This is a genomic window from Amycolatopsis sp. NPDC051758 (genome assembly GCF_044453095.1).
Classification (GTDB): Bacteria; Actinomycetota; Actinomycetes; order Mycobacteriales; family Pseudonocardiaceae; genus Amycolatopsis.
In genome coordinates this window covers 55072-74366 of record NZ_JBITCJ010000025.1, presented here as the reverse complement: position 1 = coordinate 74366, position 19295 = coordinate 55072, and the positions used below count along the sequence as shown (strand labels likewise).

General features: G+C 66.8%; 14 protein-coding genes. 4 read left to right on the top strand and 10 right to left on the bottom strand.

What is annotated here, in order from left to right; translation table 11 throughout:
• Positions 1-595: 595 nt before the first annotated feature.
• From ACIA5G_RS52505 to ACIA5G_RS52485, 5 genes are read right to left on the bottom strand one after another with little or no spacing between them, the layout of a single operon-like run.
• Positions 596-1390, bottom strand: a complete 795-nt coding sequence (locus tag ACIA5G_RS52505; RefSeq protein WP_395937864.1) for a sulfite exporter TauE/SafE family protein — start codon at positions 1388-1390, stop codon at positions 596-598.
• Position 1391: 1 nt separating this feature from the next.
• Entirely contained in the window at positions 1392-2447 is a 1056-nt protein-coding gene (locus ACIA5G_RS52500) for a methyltransferase domain-containing protein (RefSeq protein WP_395937862.1), read from the bottom strand.
• Complete coding sequence (locus tag ACIA5G_RS52495; protein ID WP_395937860.1) at positions 2448-2846, bottom strand: DUF302 domain-containing protein; 399 nt, start codon at positions 2844-2846, stop codon at positions 2448-2450.
• Between the two features lie 23 nt (positions 2847-2869).
• The gene (locus ACIA5G_RS52490; protein WP_395937858.1) at positions 2870-3946 is read right to left on the bottom strand and encodes a YeiH family protein; all 1077 of its coding nucleotides are present in this window, start codon (positions 3944-3946) and stop codon (positions 2870-2872) included.
• Positions 3943-5310 (bottom strand): rhodanese-like domain-containing protein, encoded by a 1368-nt coding sequence (locus ACIA5G_RS52485; RefSeq protein WP_395937856.1) that lies wholly within the window; start codon positions 5308-5310, stop codon positions 3943-3945. The genes ACIA5G_RS52490 and ACIA5G_RS52485 overlap by 4 nt, the downstream gene beginning before the upstream one ends.
• 93 nt (positions 5311-5403) lie before the next feature.
• Here ACIA5G_RS52485 and ACIA5G_RS52480 point away from each other — a divergent pair, with 93 nt between their 5' ends.
• Positions 5404-6189, top strand: a complete 786-nt coding sequence (locus ACIA5G_RS52480) for a GntR family transcriptional regulator (RefSeq protein WP_395937854.1) — start codon at positions 5404-5406, stop codon at positions 6187-6189.
• A gap of 298 nt (positions 6190-6487) precedes the next feature.
• On the opposite strand, the gene ACIA5G_RS52475 is transcribed toward ACIA5G_RS52480, so the two are convergent.
• Together ACIA5G_RS52475 and ACIA5G_RS52470 are read right to left on the bottom strand one after the other, a co-directional pair.
• Positions 6488-6970 carry a hypothetical protein gene (locus tag ACIA5G_RS52475; RefSeq protein WP_395937852.1) on the bottom strand — a complete coding sequence of 161 codons (483 nt, stop codon included), beginning with the start codon at positions 6968-6970 and terminating at the stop codon, positions 6488-6490.
• 319 nt (positions 6971-7289) lie between these two features.
• Positions 7290-10595, bottom strand: coding sequence for an error-prone DNA polymerase (locus tag ACIA5G_RS52470; protein WP_395937850.1), 3306 nt, complete (start codon positions 10593-10595; stop codon positions 7290-7292).
• Between the two features lie 733 nt (positions 10596-11328).
• Here ACIA5G_RS52470 and ACIA5G_RS52465 point away from each other — a divergent pair.
• The gene (locus ACIA5G_RS52465) at positions 11329-11775 is read left to right on the top strand and encodes a hypothetical protein (RefSeq protein ID WP_395937848.1); all 447 of its coding nucleotides are present in this window, start codon (positions 11329-11331) and stop codon (positions 11773-11775) included.
• Between the two features lie 123 nt (positions 11776-11898).
• Here ACIA5G_RS52465 and ACIA5G_RS52460 read toward each other — a convergent pair whose 3' ends face one another.
• Complete coding sequence (locus ACIA5G_RS52460; protein ID WP_395937846.1) at positions 11899-12135, bottom strand: hypothetical protein; 237 nt, start codon at positions 12133-12135, stop codon at positions 11899-11901.
• A gap of 135 nt (positions 12136-12270) precedes the next feature.
• Between ACIA5G_RS52460 and ACIA5G_RS52455 the strand changes: the two genes are divergently transcribed.
• The gene (locus tag ACIA5G_RS52455; RefSeq protein ID WP_395937844.1) at positions 12271-16746 is read left to right on the top strand and encodes a hypothetical protein; all 4476 of its coding nucleotides are present in this window, start codon (positions 12271-12273) and stop codon (positions 16744-16746) included.
• A gap of 141 nt (positions 16747-16887) precedes the next feature.
• Here the strand turns inward: ACIA5G_RS52455 and ACIA5G_RS52450 are convergent, their stop codons facing one another.
• Together ACIA5G_RS52450 and ACIA5G_RS52445 are read right to left on the bottom strand one after the other, a co-directional pair.
• The gene (locus ACIA5G_RS52450; protein WP_395937842.1) at positions 16888-17271 is read right to left on the bottom strand and encodes a hypothetical protein; all 384 of its coding nucleotides are present in this window, start codon (positions 17269-17271) and stop codon (positions 16888-16890) included.
• Positions 17268-19160 (bottom strand): hypothetical protein, encoded by a 1893-nt coding sequence (locus ACIA5G_RS52445; protein ID WP_395937840.1) that lies wholly within the window; start codon positions 19158-19160, stop codon positions 17268-17270. The genes ACIA5G_RS52450 and ACIA5G_RS52445 overlap by 4 nt, the downstream gene beginning before the upstream one ends.
• A gap of 3 nt (positions 19161-19163) precedes the next feature.
• Here ACIA5G_RS52445 and ACIA5G_RS52440 point away from each other — a divergent pair, with 3 nt between their 5' ends.
• Positions 19164-19295 carry a hypothetical protein gene (locus ACIA5G_RS52440; protein ID WP_395937838.1) on the top strand — a complete coding sequence of 44 codons (132 nt, stop codon included), beginning with the start codon at positions 19164-19166 and terminating at the stop codon, positions 19293-19295.

Sequence of the window (19295 nt, the reverse complement as noted above, 5' to 3'; positions counted from 1 at the left end):
GATTGTGATCGTCGGCGTCGCTTTCCTCGTCGGTCGATAGCGGCAGGCCGTCAGATTCCGCCCGCGGTCTGGGAACTGGTCGGTGGCTACGGCTGCTGTGGCTGTACCTGATCTTGCAACGCCGGCGTCGAGGTTCGGCAAACTGACCTCGGCGCGGCGGCCGTGGCAGAAGGCTGCTGCGGGGTGCCGGCTTCGGGGACACCCGCCCGCCGCCATGACAAGATCTGCCCCAATGGGCTCGGACTGCTCTTGGACTTCGGCAGTACCCGGTAGGGGTGTTGAACTCGGCATCGGCCGAGCGGCTGCCGGCCGCGGCCGAGTTCAGGCTGGCCCGTTGGCTACCGGTTACGGGCTCCGGTCCGACCAAAGATCCGGGACAGCAAGCCCGACTTGGCCTCCTTCGGGTGACCGGGGCAGCGCTGAGCGGCAGCCACTCCGCGCATGACCTGGTCGACGTGCATGCCGCAGCCCGCCCACGTCGTCTTGCCGCAGATCCGGCAGTTCACTGCACGGCACATAGTGATTCTTCCTTTCGGTGTGACCACCGGCTCCTACCGGCTGGTGGCCGTGTACGGGCCGACACGAAACGTACGGGTCAGCGGAGGACGAGCTGATCGACGAGGACGAACGCGGCCAACGCGACCAGCAGCGCGGCGAACCCGCGCTGCAAGGTCGTGTTCGACAGCCGGTCGGCGAGGCGTTGCCCGGCAAGGGTGCCGACCACGGCGGTCGCGACGAACGGCGTGACGATGCCCCAGTCCGGTGCGGCGCTGCCGAGATGGGTCAGTAGGGCCGAGGCCGAGTTCAGGGTGATCACGGCCAGCGAAGTGCCGACGGCCGTGGCCATGTCGAGTCCGAGCGCGAACAGGAGGCCAGGCACGGCGAGAAAGCCGCCGCCGATCCCGAAAAGGCCGGTCAGCAGACCGACCGCGGAGCCGGCACCCACGACCCGCCACCACGACCGCTTGCGCGTGACAGCCTCGCTGCCGTCCCCCGCCGAGTCGGGAGCTTCCTCGGGCGCGGGCTTTTCTCCCGAGCCGCTGCCGCGCCACATGGTGACGGCGGCGATCGCCATGAGGACCGCGAACCCGATGAGCAGCCAATTCTCGGGCAGCCGGGCGGCCAGCAGGGATCCCAGGGCCGAGCCGACGACGCCGGCGACCCCGAACCCGAGGCCGGCGCGCCAGCGGACGTGCCCCGCGCGGGCGTGCACGACGAGTCCGGCGATCGCCGCGACTCCCACGATCACCAGGGACGCGGTGGTCGCCTGGTGCGTGGTCTGCCCGAGCAGGTAGATCAGGGCGGGGACGGCGAGCACGGATCCGCCGCCGCCGAGCGCACCGAGCGTGATCCCGATGAGCAGGCCCACACCCAGCGCGATGGCGAGCATGTCAGATGACCTCGCCCCCGGCACCCGCGTCGGTGACCACGGGAAGCCCCGCGGCGGCCCACTCCCGCATGCCGCCGGTCAGGTTCAGCACGGTGTGGCCGCCCTCGCGCAGGGTCTCGGTGGCTCGGGCGGAACGCCCTCCGGAGCGGCACACCGCGATCACGGTGGCTCCGCTGTCGACCGCGTGCGGATCTACCCGTCCCAGCGGCAGGTGCCGGGCGGCGGGTGCGTGCCCGGCGGCGTATTCGTCGTCTTCCCGTACGTCGAGAAGCACGGTTGCGGGCTCCCACTCCAGCATGGCGGCCGCGTCTCGCGGGGTGATCTCGGATGGTGAGGTCATGGTCGGGTGTCCTTCCGTCGGGGGTTTCGGGTCACTGGGGTGGGGTGTCGCCCCGGCCCGCGCGGCGGCGGGCGGACGGCATGCGTTCTCGTCGCGGGGCGACGGTGGTCGTGGTGCGGGGATGGCGGTTCCGCTGATGCCCTCGGCGAGCAAGGCCGGCGCCGCGGGGATCCGGCAGCGGCCGAGCCCGGTGTCGTCGAAGCCCGCGTCGCGCAGCGTGGCTCGCGTGTCGCGGTCGAGGCGGCAGTCGCCGGCCAGGTGGCGCCAGTACGGGGTCAGCCGGTGCTGCCAGCGGGCGGTCCGCGGAGCGGGCGAACGCACGTGCTCGATCAGCAGCAGCCGCCCGCCGGGACGCAAGACCCGGCGGATTTCCCACAGCACCCGCTCGGGCCGGGCGACCGTGCACAACACGAGGGTGAGCACGACCGTGTCGACGCTGCTGTCGGCCAACGGCAGGTGGTGGGCGTCCCCGCGTAGGACCGGCGCGGCGGTCCGGGCCGCCGCGCGGGTGGCCAGCCGGGAGTCCGGTTCGAGCAACAGCACTTGGGCGCCGCGCGGGTAGTGCGGTGCGTTGAGCCCGGTCCCGGTCCCGGCGCCGATGTCGAGGATGGTTCCGGCCGCGTCGGCGAGCAACCGGTGCCGCATCCGGCGCAGGCCGGCACGCTCGGCGATGCCCAGGACCGCGTCGTAGACCGCGGGGAGAAACCCGGCGGGCATTCAGCCGGCCTGGGGGACGGCGTCGAGTGCGGCCCGCAGCCGCCGGCCGGCGTCGTCGGCGACGGACCGCAGGTCCGGCTGGTCGGACACGGTGACCATGACCGCGGGGTCGAGCGCTTCCACGAGCACGGTTCCGGCACCGTCCTGCCGGACGACGACATTGCACGGGAGCAGAGCGCCGATCCGGGGTTCGCTCTGCAGAGCGCGGTGGGCCAGCTGCGGGTTGCAGGCGCCGAGGATCAGCTGTGGTGGCACGGTTTCACCGATCTTCGTGTGCAGAGTGGCAGCGATGTCTATCTCGGTGAGGACGCCGAATCCCTGGTCGGCGAGGGCGTCGCGGACCGCGGTCACGGTGGCGTCGAACGGCAGTGCGGATGTGGTCGTGATGGTGAAATCCATGGTGGGCGGCTTCCTTTCGGTGTTCAGAGGGTGCCGGTGATCGCCTGCAGGCCGAGGCTGCTGGCCGCGACGGCGATCCACAGCAGGGCGCCGAGCAGCAGCGGCCGGTGCCCGGCGCGGCGCATGTCGGCCAGGCGCAGGGACAGCCCGATCCCGGCCAGGGCGGTGGTGATCAGGAAGGTGCCCAGCGTGGACAGCGCCGGGTGCCAGCCGGCGGGGATCGCGCCGACGGTGTCCAGCGTCGCGGCCGCGATGAACCCGAGCAGGAACAGCGGGATGATCTTGCGCCAGGGCAAGGCCTTCCACCGAAATCCGCCGACGGGCTCACCTCGTTCGGCGGCGACGCGGCGGGCGGTCAGGACGGCGAGTGCGATCACGATCGGGATGAGCATCAGCGTGCGGGTGAGCTTGACGACGATGCCGTAGGAGCCCGCGTCACCGCCGTAGGCGAACGAGGCCGCCACCACCGAGGAGGTGTCGTTGATCGCGGTGCCGGCCCACAACCCGAAGGAGTGCGGGCTCATCCCGATCAGGTGCCCGATCGGTGGGAACAGGAGCACCGCGGCGATGTTGAAGGTGAAGATCGTCCCGATCGCGTAGGCGACCTGGGCCTGCTTGGCCTTGATGACCGCGGTGGTCGCCGCGATCGCCGAGGCGCCGCAGATGCCGGTGCCGACGCCGATCAGGATCTGCGTGTCGCCGCGCACCCCGAGCAGGCGTCCGAGCAGCCAGGCTCCGCCCAGAGCGATCGCCAGGGTGCCGAGCATCACCGGCAGTGAACTGCCGCCGACGTGCACGACTTCCTGCAACGACAGGCCGGTGCCCAGGACCACGATGGACAGTTGCAGGATCGGTTTCGACGCGATCGCATAGCCGACCGTGCAGCGGTCTGCGCGCAACGCGGGGACGACGGCCGCGGCCAGCGTGCCCAGGAGGATCCCGAACACCGGTCCGCCGACGATCGGTACCAGCTCGCCCAGCAGGGTGGCGATCGCGGCGACGGTGACCGCCACCGCCAGCCCGGGGCCGGCACGGCGCAGCGGCGCGCGGCCGTGCGGCCGCTGTTGTTCGGCTTCGGGGTCCTGGGTCGCCGCCGTCATGGGGCCGCCTGGCCGGCGACGGTGAGGCCGAGCTTCTCGGCGTGGGCGAACTCGTCGTCGACACAGCGGACGTCGCGCCCGGCGCGGTGCAGCAGCCCGGCGGCGATGCTGGCGCGGTACCCGGCCGCGCAGTGGACCCAGAGCAGATCGTGGGGCACGTCCTCGAGCCGTTCGAGCAGGTCGTGCAGCGGGACGTGCACCGCGCCGGGAATGTGCGCGGTGGCCCATTCGTCGTCGCGGCGGACGTCCAGCACGGTGCCGTCGGCCTGGTCGCGGTGTGCGAGGTCGGTGAAAGAGACCACCGGGTAGCTGCCGCGGCGCGCGGGCGGGGCGAGGTCGGCCGGCTCGCCGAGGGCGTGCGCGTCGGGACGGTCGATGCCGATGCGCACGAGCTGACGTTGGGCGTCGGCGACCTGCTCGGCGTCGTGCCCGATGAGAGTGAGCGGGGTGCCCCACGGGATCAGCCAGCCCAGCCAGGTCGCGAACTGCGCGCTGAGGCCGATGCCGATGGTGCCGGTGAGGTGGTCGGCCGCGTACGCCGTGCGGTCCCGCAGGTCCACGACCCATTCCCCGGCCTCGATCCGCCGTCGCAGCTGTTCGGGATCCGCGTGCTGCGGTGGGGTCAGGTCGATCGGGGCGGGGCCGCCGCGATTGCGGGCGCCCATGTGCGCGTAATAGGCCGGGTAGGCGGTGAGGCCCGCGACGAGTTTCTCGACGAAGCGGTTCTCGTCGGGCTCGGTCAGCGCGTCGTTGCCTTTCCGCTCGTCCGCGACGGTGCCCTGCGGCCCTTGTCCGGTCGAGCCGGCCGAGCAGAAGCTGCCGAATCCGTGCGTGGGGAACACGCCGGCGTCGTCGGGCAGCAGGTCGGCGATCCGGCGAGCCGAGTGGTACTGCGCGTGCGCGAGCTCCTCGGTCCGTGCGGGATCGACCAGATCCGTCCGCCCGACGCTGCCGTAGAGCAGCGACCCTCCGGAGAACACCACGGGCGGGCCGTCGTCGTCGGAGATCACGTAGGACAGGTGGTGGTCGGTGTGCCCGGGCGTCGCGACGACCCGGACGGTCATCGACCCGGCCTGCAGCTCGTCTCCGTCGCGCACCGGCCATCGATCGAATTCGACGTCGTCGTGAGCCGATACCGCGTACCGCGCGCCGGTCAGCGTCGCCAGCTGGAAACCGCCGGAGACGTAGTCGTTGTGGATGTGGGTCTCCAGCACCAGCTCGCAGCGCACGTTCAGCCGTTTCAGCAGCTGCTCGACGCGATCGATGTCGCGTTGGGGATCGACCACGATCGCGACCTGGCCGTCGTGCGCCAGGTAGCTGCGGTCGCCTAGTTCCTCGGTTGCGATGACGTCGACCTGGACCACGGCTCACCTCCTTGAAATGTACGTACATTTACGCTAGCTTCTGTACGGACATTTGACAACCCGTAGCGTGTCCGTGCAGCCCGGCGAGGGGAGATGGTCATGCGCGCGCTCGATCGCGACGGAACGACACCCTTGTGGCGGCAGCTGCAAGGCGATCTGCTCGCCCGTCTCGATGCGGGGGAGTTCGCCGGTCAGTTCCCGGGCGAGCTCGCCCTGGTCGAGGACTACGGTGTCAGCCGGCACACGGTGCGGCAGGCGTTGCGGCAGCTTCGCGCCGATCAGGTGATCGTCGCCACGCGGGGGCGCCAGCCCCGGGTGGCGGAGTCCGCGGAGATCCAGCAGCCGATGGGCGCGCTCTACAGCCTGTTCGCGGCAGTCGAAGCCGCCGGTCTCGCGCAGCACAGCGTCGTACGGACCCTCGATATCCGCGCGGACGGGGTGGTGGCAGCCCGGCTCGGCCTGGACGGCTCCGAGCCGCTGGTCTACCTGGAGCGGCTTCGCCTCGCCGGGGGTATCCCGCTCGCCCTGGATCGCGTGTGGCTACCAGCCGATGTCGCCCGGCCTCTCCTCGATGCGGACTTCAGCCACACCAGCCTGTACACCGAACTGGCGGACCGGGCCGGTGTCCGGCTCGGGACCGGGCATGAAGAGATCCACGCCGTCAACCCGACCGCGGCCGAGCGAGCCTTGCTGGACAGCCCGCCCGATATCGCCGCCTTCTCCATCCACCGCCTCGGCTACGCACGCGACCGTGCCGTCGAATGGCGCCACAGCCTCGTGCGCGGTGACCGCTTCGCCCTCACCGCCGGTTTCTCCGCGCGCACCGGCTATCAGCTCCATCACGCCGCCGCCGCGGCACTGACCACCGCGGCGCCTTGACCCGGTAGCACACCCCGGTCATTACCCCGACCGGCCAGCGCGGCGCGGGCGGCGGATGTCTCTACGGTGGCGACGGCACCACTGGGGCCGGGAGTTGCAGTGCGACGGTGAGCGGACGACCTGCGGCGCCCCGGCCGCAGCTGGTCACGACGACCTCGCGAAACTCCAGGTGCCCAAGGCTCTCGTGGGTGAGACGAGGCCACGGACTGTCGGACACTCCGGAGATCGAGGTTGGCACCAGGCCATCAGCCGGTGGCGAGCAGGACCACACCGGCGGCGGGCGCTTCCCCAGTAGCTGTTAGAGCTCGGCACCGTTCGCGAGCTTCATGTGTGAGCAGTAGAACGGATTGCTCGGCTGCGCACCGTCCGGCCAACGCTGCGCAGCGCAAAATGCTCGTACCGCCACAGACTCGCCGATTGCCGTCGTCGACCACCGATATCCCACCCCTCGCGCTAGCGCCGCTGCGACGAGGACCGTGCCGAACCCACGGTGCTGGTAGGTGTCCTCGACCCTAACCGGACCGATCACACCTCGCCGGTCAATCCCGCACAGCCACAAGTCGAGTCCACCGATCCGTTGGCTACGCAGCTGCAGCACGACTTGTCCCACGCCAGCCCTCACCTTGGGCGGCCGCGCGATCAGCACGAGTTCGGCGTGCGTCGGAGGCGCCTCGTGCGCGAATTGCAGGTCGATCTCGAACCAGGTCGACCTGGACAAGCCGAGCGCCTGGCACAGATTGCAGCTCGAGGTCGGCACGTTGACCGAGTGGTCATAGCCCATGATCCGTCCCGCTACATCAAGATCATGCCCGTTCAGACAGCGCTTGTGATGCGCGGCAGGTCGCGCCGGCAGACCACTGTCCGACCCAGGACTGCAGCCTTCCATCCGGGCGGTCAACGGTCACGCCCCAACCAGGTCCACAAGCAGAGGGTGCTGTGGAGTCGGTAGCGGTGGCTGTAGGGCTGGGTCATGCCGTAGTGCGTCAGGTACTCCTTACGCAGACATCGGGTGGGGATGCCGGCGGCAGGACGGATCGGCAGGAGGTCGCCGTACTCGCTCCGCGCGCCGGAGGCAACGCCGCCGACGGGCTGGCCGGCGGTCACCGGAAGTCACGCGAGGGTGCGGTCGCCATGGACAGGTCGAGGGCTTCGATCCGGTCGGCGACGAGGGTCACGACGCCTTCGGCGGCCTGGACCTGCCCGCGGATGAGCAGGGCCGAGCTGGCACGAGCGACGAGACGGTTCCGCTGCCACAAGCCCGGCGATACCAAAATGTTGGCCATGCCGGTCTCGTCTTCGAGGTTGAGGAACGTGATCCCGCCTGCTGTCGCCGGGCGCTGCCGGTGAGTCACGGCGCCGCCGACCCATACCCGCGTCCCGTCCTCGACCTTGGCGAGGTCGGCGGTGGTGATCGCGCCGCGCTGCTCGAGTAGCTCTCGCAGATACTGCACCGGGTGGGAGTCCGCGGAAACGCCGGTGGCCCACAGGTCCGCGGCGGTGATCTCGAAGCGGGTCATGCCCGGCAGGGCAGGGGCGTCCAGACCGGGGACGAGGCCGGGCAGGTGCCCGGACCGGGTGGTCGCGGCGGCGCCGGCGGCCCAGAGGTCTTGACGTCGGTCGCCACCGAAACTGCCGAAGGCACCGGCTGTGGCCAGTGCTTCGGCGGCGGAGCGTTTGAGTTGGACGCGGCCGGTGAGGTCACCGATGCCCGTGTAGAGCCCGTTCGCGTCTCGTTCGGCGACGATCTGGTCGGCGACGGCGTCGCCGAGGTGGCGGACGCCGGCGAGCCCGAGGCGCAGCGCGACGCCGCCGGTGCTGTCGGGGCTGGGTTCGAGGGTGGCGTGGGCGAGGCTGGCGTTGATGTCGGGTTCGCGGATGTGGACGCCGTGTCGGCGGGCGTCGGCGACGAGGGACTGCGGGCTGTAGAAGCCCATCGGTTGGGCGCGTAGCAGCCCGGCGCAGAACGCGGCCGGGTAGTAGCGCTTGAACCAGGCGCTCGCGTAGACCAGCAGTGCGAAGGACATCGAGTGCGCTTCGGGGAAGCCGTAGCCGGAGAAGGCGTGGATCTGCTCGAAGATCCGCGTCGCCAGGGCGCGGTCGAGACCGTTGGCGGCGCAGCCGGCGAAGAACCGGGCCATCAGCGCCTTCATCTTCGCGCTGGACCGTTTGGCGCCCATGGCGCGGCGGAGCTGGTCGGCTTCGGCGCCGGTGAAGCTCGCGACGTCGACGGCCATCTGCATGACCTGTTCCTGGAACAGCGGCACTCCGAGTGTCCGGTCCAGGGAGCCGGCGAGCAGGGGGTGGGCGTGTTGCCATTCCTCCTCGCCGCGGCGGCGGCGGATGTAGGGGTGCACCGAGCCGCCTTGGATGGGGCCGGGGCGGATGAGGGCGACTTCGACGACGAGGTCGTAGAACTTCCGTGGCCGTAACCGCGGCAGGGTCGCCAGCTGGGCTCGCGATTCCACCTGGAACACTCCGACCGCGTCGGCTTCGCACAGCATGTCGTAGACCGCCGGGTCGGCGAGGTCGAGTTTGCCGATGTCGACGGCGGTGTCGTGGTGTTCGGCGACGAGGTCGATCATGTAGTGCAGCGCGGAGAGCATGCCGAGGCCGAGCAGGTCGAACTTGACCAGCCCGACGGTGGCGCAGTCGTCCTTGTCCCACTGCAAGATCGACCGGTTGGCCATGCTCGCCCACTCGACTGGCACGATCTCCGACACCGGCTGCTTGGAGATCACCATGCCGCCGGAGTGGATGCCGAGGTGGCGGGGGAAGTTCTCGATCCGGCCGGCCAGGTCCAGTACGTCGGTGGGGATCTCGCCGGCGGTCTGCTGTTTCGTCGCGGCGACGCCGCCCCAGCGGTCGACGAGTTTGCCGTAGGCGTCCTGCTGGCCGGGGCTGTGGCCGAGCGCTTTCGCCGCGTCCCGGACCGCGGACGGCGCACGGTAGGTGATGACGTTGGCGACCTGTGCGGCGTGGAACCGGCCGTGCTTCTCGTAGACGTACTGGATGGCTTCTTCGCGGCGGTCGGACTCGATGTCGATGTCGATGTCCGGCGGCCCGTCTCGCTCCGGCGCCAGGAACCGCTCGAACAGCAGATTCCACTTCACCGGGTCGGCATGGCAGATCCCGAGCGCGTAGCAGACCGCCGAGTTCGCCGCCGAACCGCGGCCCTGGCAGAGGATGTTGGCTTCCTTGCAGAAGCGGACGATGTCCCAGACGACTAGGAAGTAGCCGGGGAAGTCGAGGGTCTTGATGACGTCCAGCTCGTGGGCCAGCTGCGCATACGCCCGCGGCGACTCCTGCCTGGTGCCGTAGCGGGTGGCGGCGCCGGCCCAGGTGAGCTCGGTCAGGAACGACATCTCGTCGTGCCCGGCCGGCACCTGGAACGGCGGCAGGTCCGGCGCGACCAGCTGCAAGTCGAACGCGACCTCGACGCCGAGGACTGCGGCGCGCCCGACGGCGCCGGGGTAGCGGCGCTCGAACCGGCGGCGTTGTTCCATCCCGGAGCGCAGGAACGCCTGGCCGGACGGTGGCCGCCAGCCTTCCAGGTCCTCGGCGGACCGGCGGGCCCGAACCGCGGCAACGGCGTCGGCGACCGGTGCGTCGCCGGGGCGGGCGTAATGGACGTTGTTCGACACGACCGTCGGCAGCCGCAGATCACGGGCCAGCTCGTCGAGCTGGTCGTTCACCGCGTCATCAAGGGGCAGGCGGTGGTTGATCAGCTCGACGGCGACATGCCGGTGCCCGAACCAGTCGACCAGCCGCCCCAGCTCAGCGCGCGCGGCCGCCGGCCCGTGTTCGGCGAGTGCTCGGCGGACCAGGCCTTTGCGGCAGCCGGTGAGGACGACGACGTGACCGGCCAGCTCGTCGACCAGCTCCTCGAGGTTGTAGACGGGGCGGCCTTTCTCGCCGCCGGCGATCTGGGCGTGGGAGATGACGCGGCAGAGCCGGTGGTAGCCCTCCTGCTGCCGGGCCAGCACCAGCAGGTGTGACCCGGCTGGGTCGGGCTCGCCGGCTTGCGGGGCGGGCAGGTCGAGGGAGAGCTCGGCGCCGAACCCGACCCGGACGCCGAGTTCGCGGGCGGCGTCGTTGAACCGGACCGCACCGTACATGCCGTCGTGGTCGGTGAGCACGACCGCGTCGAGCTCGAGCCGGGCGGCTTCCTCGACGAGCGCTTCGGGGTGGGAGGCGCCGTCGAGGAAGCTGAAGTTCGAGTGGACGTGCAACTCGGCGTAGGGCGCCCGAAGGCGCTCGCCGCCATCGTCACGGCCACGACGATCCCGTAGGTCCGCCGGGGCGCCGGAGTAGCCCTCCCGCTTGCGGGACCAGGCGGGGGAGTCGTTGCCGTCGCCGAGTACGGGGGTGCGCCCGGAGGCGATCCGCTCCACTTCCGACCACGGCACGTTCGGGTTATTGAATTGGAGAGACGGTTCGTGTCTGACCGTTGACCGGTCGGTTGTGTGCCGGGTTCCCACTGGCGGTACCGCCCTTGTCGTGCTCGGGTCGCCGTGGGGAAGACAGCGTGCTCACTCCCGCTGGCAGCAGCTACCACCAGGGGAACAGATGTTCGATTTTAGGTCTCATGGTGGCGGAGTCAACCGCAACCGGTCGAACTCACACTCCGGTGACCGGGCACCGCAGCGCAGGGCGCTCACCCCCGTTGTCACCAATTGGGCCTTGACCAGCGCAAATGCGGCGAGGCTCGGTCAGTCCGGTTGCCGTCGAAGAGAGGCGATGACGTCCGAACTTCGGAAGACAGGCCATGGCTTCGCACGACGCGTCCCGCGTGATCGACCGCGTCGAGCTCATGCTGGCCAAGGCCTACGGCGGACGGTCGTGTGAGGTGTCGAACTGGGCGTGTCAGTACGAGCTGAATGGAGCCTGTCGGTTCTAGGGTTGCTAGAGGACACGCTGTAGCGCGCTCTGCGGCATCAGCGGATCATCGTTGGGCACCAGCTTGAAACGATGAGATCGGCTTAGATGGGTCTCAAGCAGATCGGCTCTCGTCGCGCACCGGCAAGACTCTGGCTGTGCGGGACCGGGAGTAACGTTGACTTGGTGTTTCGCGACTAGTTTGAGTCCGCTTATCCTGCTGCTCTCCGTCAGGCGCGGCCCCAGGTCACAGAGAGGTGTTGTATGGGTCTCGAGGTCTTGGTTCCGCTCGTCATGGGTGCCCTGTTGAAGGTTGCCGGCAAGGTAGCCGACGGCGCTCTCGGGGCAGTCGAGGACGCCGCCAAACGCGGTGCCGCGGAAGTGTTCGCGAAGATCAAGAGTTGGTGGTCCACTGATCTTTCCGCCTCCGGCGACTTGGCAAGATTCGAAGCTGAACCCGACATGTACTTGCCAGTAGTCGAGGCCCGGATGGTCAAGAAGCTAATCGCAGAGCCCGAAATGCAGGCCTCGCTTGCGGCGTTAGTGGAGAGGCCGGGGCCGCACGTTGAGGTGTTTCAGACGATAGCTAAAGCACATGGAATCACTGGCGTCAAAGTAAAGGAGATGATTGGCGGCCGAGTACACGTCGACCAGAAGGTTAACGAGGGCGCTTCGGATATCACTGGCGCGGATATCGACCGTTTAGGATAGCCGGCCGTGAGCGCCACGTCAGCAGACGTTACCTCCGCGTACCCCGCGGACGACCTGTTTTATAGAGATGTTCTCCATCAGTATTTGGACCAGCCCGGTTACGTGCACAGGACGTGGCTCGAGTCAGAGATCGCCGAACGACTGAGCCGCCCTTCTTGTCGATACGTTTTGCTTGTCGGTGAGCCTGGTGCCGGAAAAACTGGTGTAATGGCAGCCGTGGCCGATGCGCATCCAGAATGGCTGAGATACTTCGTCCGGCGTGACAGCACGTCGCCGCTGAGCGGTGGTGATGCGGTCTCTGCGCTCCTGCGAATTGGACATCAGTTCGCTGCCACCCGCCCGGACTTGTTCGATCCGCATCGCCTCGAAGTAGTTGTTACACAGCGAGTGGCAGCGGCCTCCCCTGGGGCAAGCGTCGTCGGAGTACGGATCGAAGACCTGGCCGTCTCACCGTTTCACAGGACGGCGATCCGTGTTGAGCAACATGTTGAACACTTGAGCGGCCAAGCCGTGGGTCTTGATGTGACCTATGCGACGGTGGAGCCGCGGCTTCTGAGTGTTGACACCCTTCAGTATCTGGCACTCCTCGACCCCGCAGCCGCCCTGGCTGGATCCGATCCGAAGGCGCAGCTAGTTATTCTCATTGACGCCGTAGATGAGGCATTGCGTCTGCGCGACGGAAACAGCGTGTTGGATTGGCTGGAACGAAGTCCAGAACTGCCACCAAATGTGCGAGTAATACTTACTTGCCGACCTCACTCTCGCATCAACACGTTCCAAAGTGTCCGCTCGGACAGTCTCGAGACGATCGACCTCGGAAACAATCGGCAAGCTGTAATCGGCGACACTCGAATCTTCGCAACCCGCATGGTTGCGGAGCCGAGTCTCGCCGTACACTTGGCCGACGCGAAAGGGGCGGTCGAGCGGATTTCCCTGGCTTCAGATGGCAATTTTGCCTACCTAACCGCTTTGGAAAAAGGGCTGCTAAGCGCTGTTGCAGACGGAAATCTCAAATTGCTCGACAAGCTCCTCAAATCGGAAACATTACCAAAAAGTCTCGGACATTTGTATTCGGTGTTCCTCCGCAACGCGCGCGACGAGATCAGTAGACTGGGAGAGCTTGACGTCGAACGTCCACGCAGCCCTGATGACGAGGTCACCGCTGCATGGGAGGGTGTGGGCCACCGAATGGTCAGTGTGCTCGCAGTGGCCAAGGAGCCCATGACGATTGCGCAGATGACTCGGCTGGGGTCCATTCGCGTGTGGAAAAGTGCCGCCGAAAGCGTCCTGCAACGCCTGCGACCTCTGTTGGATGAAGTTACCCCCTCAGCCTGGCGGTTCTTTCACCAGTCGGTAGCAGAGTTTCTCACAAGGGATGCGGCAGACGAGGCGCCCGACCTGCTGGTCGAAGGCTCAGAGTGGCACTGGCGGGTAGTCCGGGCTTACAAAGGCAGCGCCACAGGGTGGTCGGAGGTTAATTGGGAGACGACCGACGACTACGGCCTGCTCCACGTGGCCAATCACCTTGCAGAGCTCGATGAGGAAGGACGGCGACAGGTTATTGACCTGGTTAACGTTCGCTTCCGCAATGCCATTCGTAACCGATTCTTAAATGACCTCCCTTTCAAACGTGTTGTGGAAAATGCCCTTGCGCACTGTGTCGACTACGCTCGGAAACCAGGCGACCTGTTGGCAAGCGCAGTATTCCTCAGCGTCGTCCACTCTAATCTTAACAGCAGCGAGAGCAGGCTTGCACCTGCCGTCTTCGGGCTTATGGCCCGGATAGGTCGCGTTCGAGAGGCTCTGGCAAGGACCGAACTTCTGCCGCCAGGCGAACACCGTTTCAATGCCGTGCATGCCGTCGTGGATTCGACACCGGTCGACCAGCGGCATTTGCTGGGTGACCTGGACGGGGCCGAATTGCTTGTCGCAGCCGCGCTTGAGGTTCCAATAGCAGATGTCATATTCGCCGGCTCAAGTCGTGCCCGGGCCGTCGCGACTGCCGCGCGGGCGCTCGCACCACATGACCTCGGCCGCGCGATGGCGCTCGCGAATGACTGCGAGATGGAATGGGATCCCCACGGAGTAAGGGATGGGGTGCTTCGGGTCGCGCTGCGGACTTGCTCACCTTCACAGGTCCTGCCATTGATCAAGGACATGGTGGGTCCTACGCGCGCAGCCGTCGCCACTCAAGTTGCGCGACGCGCCGACTCGCCGGAACGCGAGCGATTACTAGAATTTGCGGAGAACCACGCTGACGAAGGAAAGATTGGTGACCGGATCCGTGTCTTAGCAGGCCTCATTGCCTGCCAGGGTCAAGCTCAGCTTGATCGCGCCGAGGCATATGCCGCCAAATTGCGCAGTCTCGCTTTGGGCATGAAGTCCGACGAAGATTCTCCGCACGACTGTGAGAATGCTCTTCTGGATGCAGCTGAGACCGTGCTGCACGTTAATGCCGAGCTCGCTATTGAGCTCATAAGGCGAGCGCAGGAGATGGACTCCGTGGGCAATGAGCCTAAGATCCGGGCGGTGCGCCTGTGGGAAAAACTGGGGTATCCAGAGAAAAGCGTTGATCTCGCGAAAGTTGTGCTAGACAACGAGCTAAGTCTTGGCTGGTACGGGCCGGCTGCCGCGATAGCTGAACTCGCCGTGGCGGTCGATTCTGCTAACCCGGATTTGGCGCGCCATCTCGCCGACGCGGCCGAAAAAATAATCGACGACGCCGTTAGGTCAAATAAGGATCCATTCGAGAAGTCTCGTATCGACATGACGATCGACAAGATCGTCGACGCATTTCGAACTTGGGCCCCGGAGAGAGCCCTGCGAAACGCTCGACTCATGGACGACGGCTGGACAGGCGGAGTTTCCTGGGATTTTATCGGTGGACGCCTAACTGCACTCGCCTGCCTTGGGATAGACGTGTGCGAAGCTGATCCAGGCCTAGCCCGAGCCCTTCTGAAGGAGTGCGGTTCCGAGCAGTATTCGTCAGCAATCCTTGGGCGGCATCATGCCTCGCTCGTTTGGGGAAATCTTTTCCGCCCTAAGGAAAGCTCCTCGGCAAGATTTCCGTCAACGATGAGGGCAGCGATTGAGTTCACCTTCGCGGAGAACTGCAACTATCGCTGGATGGAGCGACGGGAGCGGCTCCCATTTACTGAGCCAGCCGATGTCGCGAGGAGTGTCGGACGCATACTCGGCGGCGTCCAAGCGACTTGGGCAAGCGTAATTGCGACGGCCGTACCCGTAATATCAACCATTGACCTCGATGTGGCTATTGATTTGTGTGGCTGGCTCTCCGATCCGGGTGAGCGACTGATTGCGCTCGCCGGATTGATAAGCGCTCTGAAGGTCGGCCAGGATCCACGGAAAGACGATGTCATCGCCGCCCTCGGCAAGACCGCCATCAGGCTGCCGCAGTACATCAGTGAAATTGGTATCGATGAGCCCGGCCAAGCGCGGGAGCTTATGTACCTCAATCCCTCCGCCAGGGCACGCTGGGAAGCAGCTCTCCGCCTCCCGCCCGACGAGGACGGACTTGCCCATGCTCTCGCGAGGGCGACTGGATCCAGGTATCTGGTTGAGACGTTGCGAACTCAGAAGCTCGTGAACTCTCTGCTCGGTCCGGTGCCCGAAGGCGCAAGCGCCGAAAAGATCACGAGTGCCATCCGTCGGATATTTGACTCCTCTATTGGGGCTCACGATCCGATACAGCTCGATCTCGTGCGTATGGCCGCGGTCCAGGCGTTGATGCCATGGAATTCAGGCGCTGCGTCTTTTGTCGCTGCTGCCATTGAGCATTCTGGCCGTTCGGCACTGGCTCAGATCTATGCTTGCGCGATATCAAACTCGGGCGAGCAAGCTCTTGATGACGCCATCCGTAGCATCGTCGATGCCCCACCGGAAGAAATTAATGTGCTTTACAAGGCGACCGCCGCGGCCATCGCCTGCGCCAGGAAGAATGTGTCAGGCAACCGAGACATCGTGGATCGAGTTGTAGCGTTATTGGAGGACGTTGATGCCTCCTCTGCCGTGCCGGCCTTGGCCGTGCTGGCCGCCGGTCCCATTGAGCAGACGCAGCGGGTGAGGATAGTGCGTGTCGCCTTGCAGCGCGTCGACGAGATCAGCAACAAAGATCAGCAGCGCGACGTTTTGGCCGACCTGCTGGCACCCGCCGCGCTATCGGAGGATGTCCAGGTTGTTATCGCCGTGGTTCGACGGTTGCTAGACGCCGATTGGTCGGTGTTCATGGAAGGGTTGCGACGAGCCGTCACGCCTCTTGTTTCTTTTGTGGGCGAAACTGTGTTCTCCCGATTAGACTGGGCATTTCGATCCGCTCAAGCGGTCGTAGGCGCCACGGATCTCGACGAGTCACCAGAACATTTGGACGGTGTCGCATCGCCCAGTTTACGAACATCGGATTCTGCTACACTTCGCCCGGCTGGGGTGCGGGGCGCTACGCTAGCCTCTTCGGTCGATCTTTGCGACCTCGATGGATTGTACCTTGATAATTCAGATCTGCCCGGCATGTCGCTAGACGAAGATTCTACTTTCTCGACGCCGGGCCGGAGCGACTACGCCTTTGCGGCATGTGACGGGATTAGCACGGGCATGCGAGTGTGGCTCGCCGAGCCAACCGAGCCGATTTGGCGACTCCACGACATCCGATATGTCTTTCCTGACAGCGATTGCGCAGCCGCCTATCAGGCAGAGCGGCTGTTCGATCTTAGGGAAGGGGTCCCATCCATTTGTGACGCGCCTGAGGTCGGCCAGAACTGCCACGTTTTCGGCGGAACGCAAAATATTCCCGTGGTCGAAGTGAGCGCGACGATGTACTTTTACGTATTCCAAGTTGAGAGCGTGGTGGTCAAGCTTTTCGTCGCACAAGGATTTAGATCCGCAGACCCGCTCGATGTTGGGCAGGTCCACGAGTTAGCCGATCGAATCTTTACGAAGGCGACTGCCATCCTGTGATGCGATGCACTCTAGGCCTCGGGGGAGCGCGGCGACGCCCGGCGTCCCTCCGTATTGTCCAGATCGCGTTCCCCCTGGTTGCAGCCGTCCTCGCTGGCGGCAGTGCCGGGCATGTCATCCCGGTCGTGCTCGGTTCATGATCTACCTGTGTTCGAGGGTGGTGACGCGTGCCGTGGCGTGGGCGAGTTCGCGGAGTTGATCGTTTTCGAGTGCCAGGCGTTGGATCTGGGCGCAGGCGAGGTTCAGTTGGCGGCGAAGGTCGTGGTTCTGCGTTCGTAGTACGGCGTTAGCGTGCGCGAGGTTGCGGGCTCCTTCATGTCCGGTTCGATCGGACGGCCCGGCTGCCGCAGGTGCCTGCTGGGCAAGCTGTGCGACCACGTTGGGGAAGTTGCGGCGGAAGGTGGTGTTGGCCAGGCCGAGGCGCTGGGCGAGGGCGAGCACACTGACCTGGTTGCCGTCGCGGGCCATGGCGGAGAGGGCAGCCTGGACGTCGTCAGGTGTTGGTAGGCCGGCGTGGTGGGTCATGAGGTCTCCATGGATTTGCTGGCGAGCAGCCGGGCGATGTCGTGCTGGCGGCGCCGCAGGCGGTGCGCCAACAGCGGAGGAAGCGACGCCGGATCCGTCAGGGCGCTCTCGAGCCGGTCGTGCTCGCGCTGCAGCGCGGCGGCGTTGCCGGGCGTGAGCGCCACGTTGGCGCATTCGAGCGGGTGGCACCGCTCCAGCGCCGGCACGGTGGACGCGGCGGCTCGGGACGGTGGCAGGCACCGCGCGGTGGCCGCAGTGAACACGCAGGTCGCGTAGGTGCCAGGGTAGATGTCGGGTTCGTGGCGAGCGAGGAACCGGCGGGCTCGGACCGGGTCGGCCAGTACGAGCCCGGGAAAGTCCGGGTTCGCAGTGAGGACGTCGAGACGTCGTCGCGCTTCCTCGGCGGCCGGGCCGGCCAAGTCGTGGTAGTAGGTCGTGGCGATGTCGGTCAGGTGGTCACCGCGCAGCAGGGCCTGCTCGCTTTCAACCTCGGCGCGGAAGCCGGAGCGGGAGGTGCCGGCGTAACCCTCGAACATCTGAATGCCGTGATGCTTGTACTGGATGGCACCGGCGATCGAGCCGCCGGGGCGGCGTGCGATGAACCACGCAAGGGTGCGGCGGAACTGGCTGCTACGCAGGCGGAAGACGCCGCCGTCGGCGTTGGTGATGACGTCGGCGCGTCCGGCGCGGGCACAGTAGGCGTTGACCCATATGACGAATTCATTGAGCTGCCGGTTGGTCGATGGTGTATTGATGACGTCGGCCGCGCGGCCTTGGGTGCGGCTGAGAGGGCGGAAGAGCAGGTCTTCACCCGATGGCTGAAGTTCCTCGAGGACCGCCACCGCACGCGAGGCGGGTGCTCCGATGATCCAGGTTTCGGGTGTGCCGGCGGGATCGTGTTGTCCTTTGAAGACTCTGCTCGTCAGCCGCCATCGGTAGGCGGCGCCGGTGCTGTCGCGCAGCGTCGTGACGCCGCCGCGGCGGATGTGCTTGATCTCCGAGTCGCGCATGCCTGAGAAGTAGGCCACGACGATGTAGCAGGCGGTGTGCAGCAGACGGGCGAGGACTGCGACGGACTGGGTGGGGTGGTGGGTGGCGATCCCGTCGACCCAGGGTTGTCCGGCGAGCTGGCCGGTGATCGCGGGAACGAGCCAGGTGTGGTCGGTGACGCCGACGACCGCGGCTGTCTCGTGGATCATCCTGGCCGGTGCGGGAGCATGCAGTCGGCTGCGCTGGCAGCCGATCTGCGAGCCGATGAAGTAGGCGTTGGGCTTTCCGCGTAGCCCGGGTAGCGGCGCGGCCTCGTTAAGATGCTGCTGCAGGTAGGTGTCGAGCTGGGCGAGGATGTCGCCCTGGCGCGTGAGTAGCGGGCCGGCGAGCCGCTGCAGCTGGGCTTGACGTGCGCGTACTGCGGTGAGGATGTCCGGGGCGAAGTCGTCGGTGAAGCGCAGCGCCCATGCCAGCAGCGGCGCGAGCACCTGTTCTGGAATCCTGGCGGTGCGGTTCTCCGCGACGGTGCCCGCCGGTGTGGACCAGCCCTCGGCGTGGCGGGGGTCGACGGTCAGGCCGTCGTCGAGGTGGTGGCGGTAGCGCCACAGCAGCCCGATCGTGGACCTGACGTTGCCGGCGGCCAGTGGCGTCAGGGGCGAGGAGGCCAAGGCCTGGTTGTAGCGGCACAGGTCTGCGGTCGTGAGGTCGGCAAGGCATCGGCGCGGCATGTGTTCGGCGAGCCACAGGAAGAACCGCCGCAGCCGCGACACGATGTTGCGGATCGTGCCGATGGCGTAGGGTCGCTCGCCGTCGGGATGCGGGCCGGACAGCAGCCCGTGGCAGAGCTGCTTGGCGGTGTGCCGGTAGGGCGCCGGGATGGTGGCGAAGTTCAGGATCATGGCGTGACTATGGTGTTGCAGCACCGCGGGGGTGAGGTCCCAGCTGTCGTCGCCGAAGCGGCAGGTCTCCTCGAGCTGCACACTCGGGCGCAGGGGGCGACCGGCCAGCACGAGAACATCGTCGTCGCCCGGTGA

What these genes read in the sequence shown, in the direction of transcription:
- ACIA5G_RS52460 (WP_395937846.1), bottom strand. Translation starts at nt 12,135, where the DNA reads ATGCGGATCGAACAAGTCCGGGCGGGTGGCAGCGAACTGATGTCCAAT.
- ACIA5G_RS52505 (WP_395937864.1), bottom strand. Translation starts at nt 1,390, where the DNA reads ATGCTCGCCATCGCGCTGGGTGTGGGCCTGCTCATCGGGATCACGCTC.
- ACIA5G_RS52465 (WP_395937848.1), top strand. Translation starts at nt 11,329, where the DNA reads ATGGGTCTCGAGGTCTTGGTTCCGCTCGTCATGGGTGCCCTGTTGAAG.
- ACIA5G_RS52450 (WP_395937842.1), bottom strand. Translation starts at nt 17,271, where the DNA reads ATGACCCACCACGCCGGCCTACCAACACCTGACGACGTCCAGGCTGCC.
- ACIA5G_RS52475 (WP_395937852.1), bottom strand. Translation starts at nt 6,970, where the DNA reads ATGGGCTATGACCACTCGGTCAACGTGCCGACCTCGAGCTGCAATCTG.
- ACIA5G_RS52445 (WP_395937840.1), bottom strand. Translation starts at nt 19,160, where the DNA reads ATGATCCTGAACTTCGCCACCATCCCGGCGCCCTACCGGCACACCGCC.
- ACIA5G_RS52490 (WP_395937858.1), bottom strand. Translation starts at nt 3,946, where the DNA reads ATGACGGCGGCGACCCAGGACCCCGAAGCCGAACAACAGCGGCCGCAC.
- ACIA5G_RS52495 (WP_395937860.1), bottom strand. Translation starts at nt 2,846, where the DNA reads ATGGATTTCACCATCACGACCACATCCGCACTGCCGTTCGACGCCACC.
- ACIA5G_RS52480 (WP_395937854.1), top strand. Translation starts at nt 5,404, where the DNA reads ATGGTCATGCGCGCGCTCGATCGCGACGGAACGACACCCTTGTGGCGG.
- ACIA5G_RS52500 (WP_395937862.1), bottom strand. Translation starts at nt 2,447, where the DNA reads ATGCCCGCCGGGTTTCTCCCCGCGGTCTACGACGCGGTCCTGGGCATC.